The sequence below is a fragment of the Treponema sp. OMZ 799 genome (assembly GCF_024181365.1).
Lineage (GTDB): Bacteria > Spirochaetota > Spirochaetia > Treponematales > Treponemataceae > Treponema_B.
Genome location: NZ_CP051301.1, coordinates 2,357,832 through 2,372,804 on the forward strand (window position 1 = coordinate 2,357,832; position 14,973 = coordinate 2,372,804).

General features: G+C 36.3%; 9 protein-coding genes. 2 read left to right on the plus strand and 7 right to left on the minus strand.

Features of this window, described 5'->3' with window-relative positions:
• Positions 1 to 17: 17 nt before the first annotated feature.
• Positions 18 to 1,115 carry a hypothetical protein gene (locus E4O04_RS10900; protein WP_253707955.1) on the minus strand — a complete coding sequence of 366 codons (1,098 nt, stop codon included), beginning with the start codon at positions 1,113 to 1,115 and terminating at the stop codon, positions 18 to 20.
• Positions 1,116 to 1,247: 132 nt separating this feature from the next.
• Here E4O04_RS10900 and pyrF point away from each other — a divergent pair, with 132 nt between their 5' ends.
• Positions 1,248 to 2,150: an orotidine-5'-phosphate decarboxylase gene (gene pyrF / locus E4O04_RS10905; protein ID WP_253707957.1), complete on the plus strand. Its 903-nt coding sequence runs from the start codon at positions 1,248 to 1,250 to the stop codon at positions 2,148 to 2,150.
• Here pyrF and E4O04_RS10910 read toward each other — a convergent pair.
• From E4O04_RS10910 to E4O04_RS10935, 6 genes are read right to left on the minus strand one after another with little or no spacing between them, the layout of a single operon-like run.
• Positions 2,140 to 3,048 (minus strand): DUF4340 domain-containing protein, encoded by a 909-nt coding sequence (locus tag E4O04_RS10910; protein WP_253707960.1) that lies wholly within the window; start codon positions 3,046 to 3,048, stop codon positions 2,140 to 2,142. The genes pyrF and E4O04_RS10910 overlap by 11 nt on opposite strands.
• Entirely contained in the window at positions 3,045 to 4,532 is a 1,488-nt protein-coding gene (locus E4O04_RS10915) for a GldG family protein (protein ID WP_253707963.1), read from the minus strand. Before E4O04_RS10915 ends, E4O04_RS10910 begins: the two co-directional genes overlap by 4 nt.
• Entirely contained in the window at positions 4,529 to 5,275 is a 747-nt protein-coding gene (locus E4O04_RS10920) for an ABC transporter permease (RefSeq protein ID WP_253687300.1), read from the minus strand. Before E4O04_RS10920 ends, E4O04_RS10915 begins: the two co-directional genes overlap by 4 nt.
• Positions 5,253 to 6,038 (minus strand): ABC transporter ATP-binding protein, encoded by a 786-nt coding sequence (locus tag E4O04_RS10925; RefSeq protein ID WP_253687298.1) that lies wholly within the window; start codon positions 6,036 to 6,038, stop codon positions 5,253 to 5,255. The genes E4O04_RS10920 and E4O04_RS10925 overlap by 23 nt, the downstream gene beginning before the upstream one ends.
• 3 nt (positions 6,039 to 6,041) lie before the next feature.
• Complete coding sequence (locus tag E4O04_RS10930) at positions 6,042 to 10,643, minus strand: SpoIIE family protein phosphatase (RefSeq protein ID WP_253687297.1); 4,602 nt, start codon at positions 10,641 to 10,643, stop codon at positions 6,042 to 6,044.
• The gene (locus E4O04_RS10935; RefSeq protein WP_253707966.1) at positions 10,640 to 13,570 is read right to left on the minus strand and encodes a hypothetical protein; all 2,931 of its coding nucleotides are present in this window, start codon (positions 13,568 to 13,570) and stop codon (positions 10,640 to 10,642) included. Before E4O04_RS10935 ends, E4O04_RS10930 begins: the two co-directional genes overlap by 4 nt.
• 109 nt (positions 13,571 to 13,679) lie before the next feature.
• Between E4O04_RS10935 and E4O04_RS10940 the strand changes: the two genes are divergently transcribed.
• Complete coding sequence (locus E4O04_RS10940) at positions 13,680 to 14,969, plus strand: UPF0164 family protein (protein WP_253707969.1); 1,290 nt, start codon at positions 13,680 to 13,682, stop codon at positions 14,967 to 14,969.
• Positions 14,970 to 14,973 lie beyond the last annotated feature (4 nt).

Genomic DNA, 14,973 nt, shown 5'->3' on the forward strand with positions numbered 1-14,973 from the left:
TTTTATTCTACCTCAAATCATTTGGGAACATGGAATATTGCATTTACATATATATTCGGAATAAGATTCCAGTCGGCATACTTCTTTGCAGTAAAGGCATATATATCCATGTCGCTTCCTACTCTTAACGACATGATGTGGTTTTTCCAAAATTCATAAGTTGCTCCAATATTCGTATGCATACCAAAACTCATAAAGGGACTGGTAACCGATATGGGAATCCAATTAAATTTAAAAGTTAAGCCTAACTTTTCGATGGGGTGCCAATCTTCAACACTGAGCCCCACAAAGGGACTGCTTATTTTGGTATACAGCATGGACGCTTGTTCACCTCCGCCCTTACCGTAATAGTTTATATAACTATGTCCCGTCGACAAAAAAATAGGCACACCGCCAGCAGCATTGGTCCCTATTGCAAATCGGGATACTACAAAGACTGAAAGATCTTTTCCTGCCATAGCCACAGTAAGCCAATTTAGGTTTAATCCCAGCTTTAATAATACATAAGGATGAACAAAGCCGGCATGAAATCCTAGCAATACACCAATATCGGAATTAGTTTTTTTACGCCCAAAGGCTTTATCGGCAAAGCTGCTGCCGAAAATGCTGAATGAGGGCCCCAAACTTGCATCAAGATAGAAATTTTTTAGGTCAACTTCATATACGGATTTATACAAAGCTTCTTTATCCTTCTCTTTTTGTTCTGCTGCCGTTATTCTAGCCTTTTCATCAGCTTCGGCCTTAGCCTTGGCTTCAGCTTCAGCTTGGATCTGTTTTTTTTGCTCATCAAGCTTTTTTTGATTTTTTTGCATTTCTACAATCGATGAATAGAGATCTTGAGCTTCAACATTATCCTGATTTGATATTAGAACAACTTCAGCAAGATTTTTTGCATAATCCAAATCACCAGAACGAACAGACTGTTTTGCAGCATTAATAATAGTTTTTTCAAATTTTGTTTTTTCACTTGCAGGAGCCGAAAGCAGAAGTTCGCGCACGGCTTTCACATTTTTTGTTTTTAGAGCAGCTTCCAACTTAGAAGACAGAGACTCAGCCGAAAGAGCAATACCTAAAAATGCGACCATGGTTATTAAAAAAAACTTATTTTTCCTCATATCTATATTATAAATCCGAAATTTTATATCTGCAAGTAAAAAAATCGTTTTTTTTAAAATTTATCTATATTTTTTGCTAAAATTTACAGACAATTGACAAGGCCTTAAATTTAGGCTAAACTTATCGCCAATATGAACTACATTGAACTATTAAAAAAATCGGCAGAAAAAACAAACAACTGCACATGTATGGGCTTGGACCCTGTCCTTGAAGCAATTCCAAATAAAACGGGAAATGTAAAAGAAAATCTTGTAAGTTTTTTTAAAGAGCTTTTCGATAAGATGCAGAAAAAGAATTTAATTCCTGCAGCCTTTAAACCGAATATAGGTTATTATTCCGCATTGGATAAACCCAGGGAAAAAGATTTTTCGGGCTCTGAAAGTCTTGCAGAAATTTTAAGCCTAATCGAAAAGCATTTTCCGGGTATTCCGGTAATCCTTGATTCGAAGAGGGGCGATATAGCCCGCTCAAGCCTCAACTATGCTATCGAGGCCTTTGACGGCTGGAAGGCCGATGCCGTAACGATAAGCCCCTACATGGGAAGCGATTCTATTCTTCCTTTTGTATCCGAAAAATATATCGATAAGGGAGCCTATATTTTAAACCGGACAAGCAATCCCGGTGCAAAGGATTTTCAAAATCTTAGAATGAGCCCGGACGGTAAAGAAAATTCGGAGCTTTATATCGAGATTGCAAAAAAAATCGCTTTTTATGCAAACGAATTTCCGGGAACGGGAGCCGTTGTCGGAGCTACGGGAATGGAAGAATTAAAACTCATTGCAGAAATTTATGCAAAAGCTAAAGAAGTTCCTATGCTGATTCCGGGAGTCGGTTCCCAAGGGGGTGATGCAAAAACGGTAATGGAAGTTCTTAAAAATGCAGGCTGCGATTTGACCCTTATAAGAATAAACAGCTCAAGCGGCTTAACCCATCCTTGGAAAAAAACACCGGTACCCGAAAACTATTTGGAGCTTTGCATAAGCAATACCGAAAAACTACTGAGCGAAACTGCAATTAAAAATATCAGTCTTTAGGGGCAATAGAATTTAAGATGGAATCAATGCGGCGTTTTGTGTATCCGCTTATCACATAGGAATTATTTGAAGAAGAATCAAACAAAATAAAATCGCCGCCTTCCATCGGTGTAAAAATTATCTTTATGTTTTCCCCGCTTCCTAAAATTAAATTAAGCTCTTCACTTTTTGCATTATTAAGAGGAAGTGCGGGAAAAATATCTATACATGAAAATTGTTTTAAAAATGTTTGCAGCTCATCAAAGACCTTTTCATTTTTATTTGAACGGATTATGGAACCCTTATTTTTTTTGATAAGCTGGATTGAATTTTTCTCAAACCTGTATTTATAAATTTGTAAGTCAAGCCAGAAATTACTGCTTACGGTTAAAAAAGAGGCTAAAACATCGGGCATAATAAAAATTTTTGTGCGGGCATCTATCCGCACATAGCGGTTTATACCGAGAGTATCGTTTTTTCCGAAAACAAAATCTCCTATTATGGTTTTATCTGAGCGCAAAAGCTGCAACCGCGCAGCATGATCTTCATCCAAGCCGAAATTAAAATATTGTTTGACGGAATCGCTTACAAGCTTAAAATTTTGCCTTGTGCTTAATGCCGAAAAGAGGCGCTCTATTAGGGCCGGCTGAACCTTATATTCTCCTGTTTTAGTACTTAAAATAAACTTATCCTTTTTTTTGATAAGTCTTAACTCGTTGAATCGAGGCGGGAGAGAATTATCGGGAATGGTAAAAATAATTTCATCTATGTGTTCTATATTTTGTTTTAAAACAAGGGAAGTGTTAAAAATATTTGCTTCAGCTTTTGGAATATTTACAAAAAGCAAAACTAAGAGAAAAAAAATATTTACAAAAATCAAACCTTGAGTATATTTTTTTAACTTAAAAAAGTTTTTCACCTTAATCTCCTTTGTTTTATAAACACGTAAAGACCCAAAATAAAAATAAAAAGAGGAAGAAAGATGAGAGAAATTAATCTGGCTCTGAATATAAGGCTTATCAGTTTTTCACTATCTTCAAATTGTTTAAAAGGCGGAGGGGAATGTTTTTTATTTTTTAATAAAAGAAGATTATCTTTTAAAGAAATATATTCTACACAGTTTACCATAAAATCCATATTGTAGGTAGAACCGGTATAGTCTATTGCCCTGCTTATCATATATTCATCGCTTATAACCAAGATGCGGGAAGGCTTTGTTTGGCCTGCAGTAATTACTGAAGGCTTAAAAGACGCATCCTCAAATTTTTTAAAATGATTTTCAAGAGGATCGGTGCTGTAAGAATCGATAAGCGTCAAAGAATTATTGCCGGTAAACACATAGGGAACAAGATTAGGATTTTTATCTAAATCAATATCTATTGAAGAAGGCCAAAAAGAAATTAAAGGACGGTAGGCTGCAAATACCGGATTACCCTGCTTGATTCCGCTCAAAGGAATCTGAATCCAAAAAGGATAATTGATTAACTTTGTTCCCTTATTATCAACCTGAGACATCGTGATGCGGAAGTTATTTACCAAATCGAGGGCCATGTCCGAGTTTATATAAAAGCCGTGATAAGAAAGTACATCCAATAAGAAATCTTTCACCTTAGGTCTTGGCTTCCATGAGCCTTTTACATCAACCTTGTTCCCCGAAACAAAAAAAACAGCCCTGCCCTCTTTTTGTAAAAACATATCTATGGCAGCGGCCGAAGAATGATCTATATAATCGGAGCCTATAACCAAAAGAGGAAGATCCTGAGGTACCGTATCTATGGGCAGTTTTAAGGGCAGAACATTAAAGTCTGCATATTCAAGCCAAGGAATTACATAAGAATAATCGCTTTCAAGCAAGGCCGGATCGGCAATCAAAGAAACGGTTCCGGTTTGAATATTTCCCATAGTCACATCTCTCATACTCAAAATAAATCTTGCAATGTCATACTCAAGAGAATCAACATCATCTACAAAGGGTATTACCCTTGTCTCTCCCATGTATTCAATCATAAGCCCGGAGTAGAGTTTATGAATTACCTTGACGGCATTATCCTGAGCTTCTATTTCGCGGGGAATTATTCCTAGTTTGTTTACCGCTTCAGATGAAAGGCTTGAAGTATCTTTTACCGAAACATCAAAATTTCCTTTTGAGCAGCGTTTATACTCTGAGAGCATATCGTTAAGATATTTTAATGAAGGAAAAAAAACATCTACATTCGGGCTTTTAAACCAAGTTACTTTTACTGAAGCTTCAAGATTAAGCAACAATTCTTTTGTATAAGCCGACAAGGTATAATTTTTTTCTTTTGTCATATCAAATCTAAAATATAATTTTGAAGAAACAAGAGAAATTAAAACGAGCATTAAAACAAAAAGCAGGAATTGAAGTCTATATTCTTTTTTCATCTTGCATCCCTTTGCCTTGTTAAAATAAAAACATTTAACTCGATGCCTAAGGCTATTAAAATAAGATAAAAGATAAGATCCCGGGAATCTAAAAGTCCGCGTGCAGCCGATTCAAAATGAGAACTAAAGGAAAGATAGCCTATAAACCTATTCAGCAATACCGGAAAATTTAAATTTTTTGTTAAAGGATAAATAAGGGTAAAAAACAAAACCGTCAAAAACGAAAGCAAAAAATTGACTTCGGTTTTACTGCTTAATGCAGAAAGACCGAGCGAAATCGAAATAATTCCTGCACCGAATAAAAAAACGGAAAAATAAGAAACGAAAAAAGAACCGGCATCAAAGTAAACCAACGAAAAAACCGAAACAGGTATTATCAAGCTAAAAAAAAGCATAATAAACCAAATTAAAATCAGGCTTAAATATTTTCCCAGTACAACACAACGGATTGAAACAGGCAGAGAAAACAAAAACTTATCGGTAAACTGTTTTTTTTCGTCACTCCATACACTCATCGTCAGCATAGGAACTACAACACAAAGCAAAAAAGGCATATTTAAAAAAAATGTTTTTAAGTCAGATAGACCTGCATTAAACCATGAATCCGAACCGATAAAGGCAATAGCAGCCCCCAAGATAAAAAAAAGAGAGGATGCATAAAGGGAAGAACTCTTATACATCATTTTAAATTCTTTTTTTGCAATAAAAAAAATAAGATTCTTATTCGTTTTTTCTAAATTCATTTTTATTTATCCCTGCAAAAAACTCAAAGGCTTTTTCCAATACGGTATAATTAATTCCGGAATCAAACTCGCAGCCGGCTTCTTGAAGCTGCTCTTTTATTTCTAAAAGATTTCCTATAGCTATTATTTCTCCCTTATTAATCAAAATATGATTGGAGCAAAGCTCTGCCGCCTGTCTTAAATCATGCGTGCAAATCAAGATAGTTTTTTCTTTTGCAATGTGCAGGATTTTTTTTTCAAAATCTTTTACCTGCACCGAATCAAAACCTGAGGCCGGCTCATCTAAAATAATTAAGGGAGGATTATGTAAAACGGCTTGAGCCAAACCGGTACGCTGTTTAAACCCTTTAGACAACCCCTTAATCAATCTATCCCTTACCTCATCTATCTCGCAAAAATCGATTACCTCATTTAAAGCATCTTCCAATTTATCTTTTTTCATTCCGTGCATTTGACCTGCGAAATATAAAAAATCATAAACTGTCATATTCGAATAAAGAGGATTTTGTTCGTATAGAATACCTAAAAGTTTTTTTGCTTCAAACCCCTCAGTTAAGACGGAGTATGAGTCTATAAAGGCATCACCTTCATCAGGAGTATAATAACCTGAGATGCAGTTTATGATACTGCTTTTACCTGCACCGTTTAAACCCAAAAGAGAAGTTATCTCTCCCGTCTTTAATTCAAACGAAATATTCTTGCAGCCTATAACAGGATTTTTTTTGCTTCCGTAATATTTTGCTAAATTTTGAACCTTGAGCATGGCTTATTTTTTCTTAATTCCCAATATGGTCAAATCGTCATACTGCTGATCTTCCCGCACATTTGTATAGTAAAGATATTCGTCGTAGACGGCATTGGGTTTACGATTCCCGCAATAGGTTTGATACTGCCTAAAATGCTTATTTAAGAATAAGTCGATTTTTTTATCTACCTGAACCATATCCTGTTCGGTTGCCTTAGGATCTCGATACATTCGGAATATTTTTTCGACTGACACAAGACCTAAAACAGCATCTTCAATCGAACCTTCAAGATTTGTAAAATCAAAATCAAATTCTTCGTTTTCGATTGGGTTATGCCATTTTTTTAAACTAAAAGAACTGCGGGCAAAAATATTTTCGATAATTTTGCATACGCGGGGCTTACCCAACTCTTCTCCGTCTTGACCTACACTATGAGTTTCATGTTCCTCATCTTTTTCAAGCCCCGGTTCTTCACATAGCACAGGCTCCAGCTTGGAATTTCTAAACAAGCGCTTTGCTTCTTCAATACCGTCAGTGTAAAGGAAAAGAACATCTCCGGGATTAAGTTTTACGGTTTCAACCTTAAAGCCGCCCTTCATATCTATCATAAATGTCGGGAAAACCCCGGCAGCGGAAACTTCGGTTAAAATAACTTCTTTCATTTTCTTGGAAGCGGCATCGTAAATATTTATAACGTTATCGCCTGCATTGCAAAAATGAACATCACCGCTTATCGAATCCATAATACAAAGGGTAAAGGCTGCGAATCGGCCCTTAAATCCGCGAGATTCTATTAAGTCGTTTATTCGAGCTACAACCTGATCTATTTTTAGTCCATCCTTTTTGTAATTCCAATCTCTGAAGTAGTCCAAGAAAAGAGTTGCGACCTCAACCATGATAAGAGCGGCAGGAACTCCCTTACCTGCAACGTCGCACTTTATAATTGCATAATATCGGTCATCAAGCTTTATATAATCGAAATAGTCACCGGATACACCTCGGGCTCCTTCATAGTAGCCGAAAAATTCGACATTATCGTCTACGGTTTTGCCGCAAGTAAGTTTTCTGCCTGCCGAATCCACATCAAGCGGTAAAAACATTTTTTGGATTTCCTTACCCATGGTTAGGTCCTTAGATGCAGCAGCAGCTTCAACAAGACCGTTTGTCATCGCATTGATGGTTGTACCTAAAACTCCTATTTCATCCTTTGTTTTAAGTTTAACATCCTTACCTGCCAGAAGTTCCTTGTCTTCGGTAGCTGCAATCATAGCAACATGCTCTACAAGTTTTTTAATTGGGGCAGTAATAATTGAAGACAAAATATAAGCTCCGACTATACCTGCTGCAAGAGCACCCAATGAGATCAAAAATATAATTTTATACAAAGCTGTAGTCGCTTCATCAATTTGTTCAATCAATCCCCTTGTCGACACCTGAATATATACCATACCTTGAACAAAATTAGATTGCCCGCCCGGCTGCCTGTAAAGAATAGGTTTATAAAAAAGATAGCTTGTAACATCCCTTGAAAGTTTTTTTGAATTAAATTCGGGATAAGAACCTGCACCTTTTATACTCAAGCTGTTAAGCTCGGAAGTAAGTTTTGTTTCCATTTGATTGATGGCAGACTGAATTTCATTTCGGCGCTCTACCGATTTTTTATCCGTACTCAGAGCAATTCCAACTGCCGTATTTGTTAAAGATTGAATTTCATCTGCAAGTTCGCCTACATTGGCTTTTGCTTCTTGGTCAATTTGATCAAGCTTTTTATATACATCTTCCAATTGGAGCAATGATAACTCGGATCTGCCGACAACAAAATCGGGAGTATCTATTTTAGAAAGAATATCGTTATCGTTGGAAGCCCAAACAAAATTATAACCCACTTTTTTATTATCTATATGAACACCGGTTATCGTTGCAAAGGTTGCTTCCTTAAGTGCGGAAACTTGCGAGGGTAAAAAGCCCAGCTCCAATACGTTTTTTGAAGGGAGGTATGCCTTAGCGCCGGAACTCAAACTTTCAAGTAAAACTTGAGTATTTGAAGCCAAGCCTTCGGCCAAAAGTCTTTCCTGTGTTTCAGAAAACCTAAATCCCAAAGGAAGGGCCAAGGTTAAAATAACGGATATTATCAAAGTAGTTGTAAATACAATAAACTTCAACCTTAATCCGCCGCCTCTAACTTTTAATGCAGACAGTTTTTTTTCTTTTCCAAATGTCATAGCACCTCCGCGCAATAAAACAGTTACTTCATGCTTTATTTTTATAGCTTCTTTTATCGAATGAACAACTCCCAATATCGACAAAATCATAACAAGTAAAATAAATAGAACTAAAAAAATAATTAAAAAATAATCGGCAAAATTATAATCGATAGCTGAAAGAAGCCAATTATATTTATATGTATTTCCATAATCACCTAGCTTAATATTTCCTATATCATCAAAAGACATAGTTTTTTTTGCAAAGTAGACTCCGCGGCCTGAGTGCATGAGTCCTACATAATATTTGCCGGGATCCAAATAGTTTATTTTTATATTTGATATAAGCTTATCGCTTAGAATAGAAAAATCTTTTTTTTCTACGGTTAAATCATAAGGAGGTTCTCCATCAGCATCAACATAGAGCGAGGTTACTTCACCTCCGGCAGCAAAGCCCTTACCTACTATCGATAGAGATATAGATCCATCCAGAGATTGAGAAGCATTTATATCTGCAATATAAGTATACGGAATGTATTTATTTAAAGCAAAATATTTTACTGCCGGAGCACCGATATTCCCAAAAGCGTCTACGGCAGAAACAGTCAAAGCATAAAGACCGTTTTCATAATTATTAAATTCTCTTTTATTTAAAACTGAACTTATTTTTGATGTATTTAATTCAGCTTTTAAATTATCTGACAAAACTTTTTGCACAACCTCATCATCTATAAAGGCAGAGTCTGCTTTTTTTAGATATGAAAGAAATTTATCTATATCACCTATATAAGAGAGATTCCATATATAGCCGTTTATAGCCGTTTCGGGCTTTCCATTTATATCCAAATCGGGAGGAGCCCATCGAATATCAAAGGTATTAGATTTTAAAAAACCTTTTTTATCTAAGGCCAGTAAGTCAAAAACAGGAGGTGCAGGAGGAACTATATCTCTTTCATAAGAAACCGTTGTCATCTCAGACCAGTTTCCTGCATAGTCGCAGACTCTTACGCCCAAATACCACAGACCATCCTCTTCGGGTTCATAAACCAAGACTGTTTCATCTTTTAATTTTTTAATTACCGGCTCTACAAATTCGGGAGGGACATCCTTTGACCATTCATATGAATAACCGGCTATACCGGATGAGTCATTGGGAAACCTTATCTTCATTGTAATTTTTTGTTTTCCCTCTGAAGTCTTTGAATCAAAATTCAAAGGCTGAAGCTGAGCCTTTCCGACTTCATAATCGGGTTCAATATGCATTATTTTTGCCGAACGAAGGCCTTCTTGCCATAAGACATGAAGATTACCGTCTACAAAAAACGGATTAACAAAGAGTACGGAACCGTTTATCGATATAACTGAATCAATCAGCCAAGTGTTATCTTCTTTTCGTGCAATAAAAACCGATGATCTGCCGTCATAGCCTTCGGACCATGATATAAGAGGTTTATTGTTATAAGTTATAATCTTAGGACTAAATATGCTTCCATTTTGAGAAGGAAGAACTTCGATAGGAGAAGAAAGTTTCCCTTTATTGTCCAAGACTGCGTAGGCTGTAGAATTTTTTTCGCTGCGGTAAGGAGATTGTTCCCAAACAATTGAAATAGATTTTTCCGCTTGAATATAGGATATATGGGGCCTTTGATTATTAAAATTAAAATCATCCGTTATTCTTACAGGTTCGGACCAAGATTTTCCTCCATCGGAAGAAAAGGAAGAAAAGAGCTGATAAGCACGCCTGTCTCCGCTCTTATCCAAGGCTTGAAAAACCAAAACATCATTTTTTGCAGAAGCTGTATGTGCCGGAAGAAAAATTCTATCCATTTTTTTTGCAAAGTTAAACTCCGAAAAAGACGACCAATTAAGACCGTCCTCAGATGAAGAAGAAAATATAGAGAATTTTTCATCAGCCCCATGCGAAACAAACATAAGATACTTACCGTTTGAAGCAACGGATAGTTGAGGAGAAAGCAAATCGTATATTTCTGTGGTAATATTTTTAACCGTATATGTTTTACCGTAATCGGTACTTTTTAAAATTGTAATAGTATTACGATTTTTTACCAATGCAATTAAAATACTGTCATCATTTCCTACAGCGATAGAAACAATTGACGGAATATCGGCTGTATAAGGGATAGGCGGAATTATTCTTTCATTTATTGTCCATTTGTTATTTACATATACGCCTGCAGAAATATATATCAGCCCTTCACTATCGGAGGATTTAACGGCTTCTTCCCAGACAGATGCGGAAATATTTGCATTTGAAGCGGACTTTAAAAAGTGCCCATTTCGCCCGCTTATAACGGAAGGATTTTCCCAATAAAATTCTTTTGCCGATAAAGAGACCGTAAAAAATAAAAATATCAAGAATATATTTAAAAATTTCCTCATGCGTTTTTTCCCGTTAATCATAGTAATGCATCTATCCTCTTTTTTAATTCTCTAACCTTTGCCGAGTTTCTTGCATTCGGACTTTGCATAAGCTGTTCAACCAATGCAGCAGCTATAACCCTATTTCCTTTTTGTAATTCGGAAACGGCTTGCTGATATTTAGCCTCATCGGCAGCAGAGAGTACCACAACGGCCTCACCTCCCATGGTCATTTGAATTGAGTCCTTTAATTGTATTGCCGCAATATTTTGAGGATCCAACTTAATAGCTGTATCCAATTGCTGAAGGGCAATCGGGAACGAAAGTCTGTCACCGGCTCTATATATTGCCTGAGCCGACTTAGTCAGACTTGCAGATTCGGCTATTGCTTTAAGATTGGGAGGAGGCAGTTTAAGGCCTAAGTAAATTTCAACCTCATTTTTTAATGCAGCAAGCCCCGGAAAGTTTTTATCTATACCGTAGAGGTCCAATAGGTCGCTGTATGATTTTTGAGAATTACGCTTGTACTCGGTTCTGATTGTTTGAACCTTCCGCTTAAATTGCTCATTAAAGTTTACCGGATCGATCAGCTTATCGATTTTTAAATTTAATTGTCCTGCAATTTCATTATACGGGAATATCAATAATACCTGCCGTATATTCTCCTTAGCCTGATTTAAATTATTTAAGGCGGCACGGCGCTGACCCGACTTTATTTTTTGCTCTGCATCCAAATAAAGCTGATTGGCATTATTTAAAAGCTGTATCATTTGAGGATAAAGAGGAGCCGAAGGCGGAATTGTTCTTCCGGTTTTTAAGGTTCCTGCAGTATTTACGATAGCCAGCCAGTTTTCAACTTCTTCGTTAGGTTCAATATTGGTTACTGCCCAACGGCTGCGTGCCGCATTCAACGTTTCTTCAGCCTTTACAAACTCGGTATTAAAATAATCTTTTTTTGCCTTTTCCAAATATGCACGGACGTCTTTAACAACTACGGCGTTTTCTGCATCATTAATTTCTTTGCCGAGCTGTTCGAGCCTTTTATCCGTGGAGCTTCTGTATTCTGCATCTTCTTCAAGCTGTAAAGCATCATTTGTTCTTGTTCGGGACAGCTCTATACTCCTCCTTGCAGCAGAAAAATTACCGGATTTTAAATTTCTTTTTGCTTCCTCAAACCTTAAATCGGCTTCATTTTTTGCCAACTGTATTTTTAAAAGAGTAGATTCAGTTAATGCCAAGTCCGAAGCTATAATACCGGAAAGATCTTTAAGAGATGCGATAGTTTTTTCAATACCGTTTTTGTTTTCTGCAAAAACCTTACTTGATCCGGATATGGAGGAATCCGTATCTTTAATAAAATTATTCAAGATACGAAGATCCAGCTTTATAATCTCCCTTAAGTTTATGAGCTCTTGCCTTGCTTCTCCCGGAGATGTCTTATCGTTATTTTTTTGATTATTTGTAAAGCGGTCATATCTTTGTTTTGTCTCAGCGAAAGCCTCTTTACCGGATCTATTATTTATGATTGCAAGTTCCTCATAACATATAAGACGGGTCTTATCCAAGTTACTTAACAATAAACTATTTTTGGTTTCTAAAGCTTCTTGTTCTTTGCCGAGATCGTTCGCAATGTGAGGTATCGAAGATTCGGATAATTTTTTTACTGATGATATCATCGATTCCAATTCTTGAATCTCGGCTTTGAAAGTTTTAATTTTAGGATTATCAGGATTGCGCAATTCATCAGAGCTTCCGGTGTAGGAAGATGAAAGAGGCTGTATTCTTTCTCTTATGCTTAAAAAACTGCTGTAATATTTTTTTGACGAATCTATGATTTTATTGAGCTCAGCCAGGGAGTTTCTTTTTTTGTCTTGAGAATCAACTATTTTTCCGAATCTTGAGCCGGAACGTGTATTTATAACGGAATAAATTCCGGTCAAGCTCTTTAAATGAAAATCAATTAGGGAGAGATTTTTATCGATGGATATGTCGCTTTCAAAATCAAATGTATCGCATGACTCAAACCATAGTTTTCTAATTTCCAACCAATGCCTGTCTGCCAAAGAATAAAGCGGATCATGAACTCCCGCCTCCATAGCTCCTTCAACACCTTCATATTCTTTTGCAGAATCTCTTCCTAAAGTCAGGCGGTACGCAAAGGGTAAAATAGATTCTTCGGTCTCAATATTCCTTTTCCTTTCGTTTAGATAAATCCGTTTTAAAGATGCACCGGATCTTACTAATGAATCTGTAATACTTCTAAGCTGAGAAGAAGAATTCTTTAAATTGTTTAACTCGCTTTCAAGAGATGATAAGGATGATGAAAAAGCTTTTGCCCTATATTTATTTAAATCCGACATAAATTCGGCATAAGCGTCTTCATATTTTCTTGTGTCGGATTTAACCAGATCAAGTTCTTTTTTCAAAATACTGCTTATTTGGGCATTTTGATCTTCGTTCATTGTATCACCGTCATACATTGAAAAACCTTGAATAAAGGTCTTAGCGGCATCATTATACTTTTTCTCCTGTATTAGCTTGATTCCTTCATTCATCAAATCATTAAATTTTATGCGGTAAATGGCGTAGAATGAGGAGGTTTTGACCTTATTTAAAAAATCTCTAAGCACAGGATCCATATCGGATTCCAAAAGTTCCATCTTATCTATTATGGCAATTCGTTTTAAGTTATTGTTAGGATCTACTTTTAAAAGCTCTATAAGCTCATGGAAGGTTTTTTGAAATTCGGCTTGATTTTTCATTGTTTTTCGGGCAAGGCTTATTCCGCTCTCTATGGATTCAGGCTTGTTTTCAATGACATTGACTATATCCTGCAAGGCCGCAGTATTTTTTGACTCTTCCAAAAGACTTTTAGCCGTTGCATAATCTTCTTCGGCAGATCCCTTTGAAAAGGCAGCAATAGAGAGAAAACATATAAAAATACCCGCAAAAAGCCGTTTTTTATTCAACTTAACAAAAAACTCCTATATCAATTTTCGGCTTTTTACACTTTTTTTTAATAAAAATCTCTAAAAACTGCTTAAAAAAAAACCGAAATTCATATATAATAGTATAAATATGAAGAGAATTTTTCAAGCCGTTTGCATAATTATTTTTCTCATTTTTTCAAAAACAGGGCTTTTTTGTGCAGATATTTCAAATTTTTATTCAGGAGTATCGTCAATTTTCGATATCTTTACACAAAAATTTGAAGGAGAGACAGCCTTCCGTTCCCTTTTGATTCCCTCAGGAGGCCGCTTTGAAGGGCTGGGAGGAGCTTTTACGGCTCTTTCAAACGATATAAGTTTTTTCGATGCAAACCCTGCTGCAAGTGCTCTTTTAAAGGAAACCGAACTAAACGTTTTGCACAATAGCTGGATAGCCGATTCTAAGCTCGAAACGGTAGGCTATACACAAAGAAAAAACCATCTGGGCTGGGGAACATCTCTAAGATGTTTTTATATTCCCTTTACAGAATATGGCCCCCTGGGAGAAAAAAAGGCCTCCGGATATTACAGTGAAACCTTTTTAACCGCAAATATAGCCTATAATTTTTTTGCGGGCTATGATTTTAAAGGTATAAGCCTTGGTGGAAATCTAAAAGCGGGAATAAGGTCTATGCCGCCTTTTTCGGGACAGGAAGAAGCAGCAGATTTAGATCATCCCGAAAAGCAGCATAAAAATGCATCGCAACAAAACGGATATGCAGTCCTTGGCGACTTTGGACTTATGATAAGAGCCAATCTTGCAAAAATTTTTTACAGTGATGAGCCGAATTTTTACTTCGGTCTTAGCTTAAAAAACTTCGGTGCACCCATAAGAGGTGACATACCTCCTTCATATATCTCTCTAGGCTTTGCATATCGACCTGTAGATTTCTTTTTATTCGGAATAGACGTAAATCAGGGGGTGAATGTTGCAAACATAAAAAGCTCAGGACTGCCCTATGGAAGTTTAGGATTTATGTTTTCAATTACAAGGCATTTCAATCTTCTAACGGGTTTCGGTATTAAGGGAGGAAACCCTCGATTCACCTTGGGCGGAGAGGTCAATTTTTCAGGTATTCAAATTTCTGCAAATTATACACTGGACCTGTCCAGTCAGGTTACAAATATCAGCCGTATAAGTGTCGGTGTAAAACTTCTTTTAGGCCAAGATAAACGGGATGAAAGGCTGAACACAATAAAAAAACTCTATGTTCAAGCCTTAAAAGAGTATAACAATAAAAACTATGAAAAGGCTATAGAGCTTTGGCAGGAAATTTTAACGATAGACAAACGCTATGATCCCGCAATAGAAGGTATAGCCAGAGCCGAACAACAGCTTAAACTTTTGGAAGAAATCAAAAAAATCTTATTTCTTGACTAAAAAG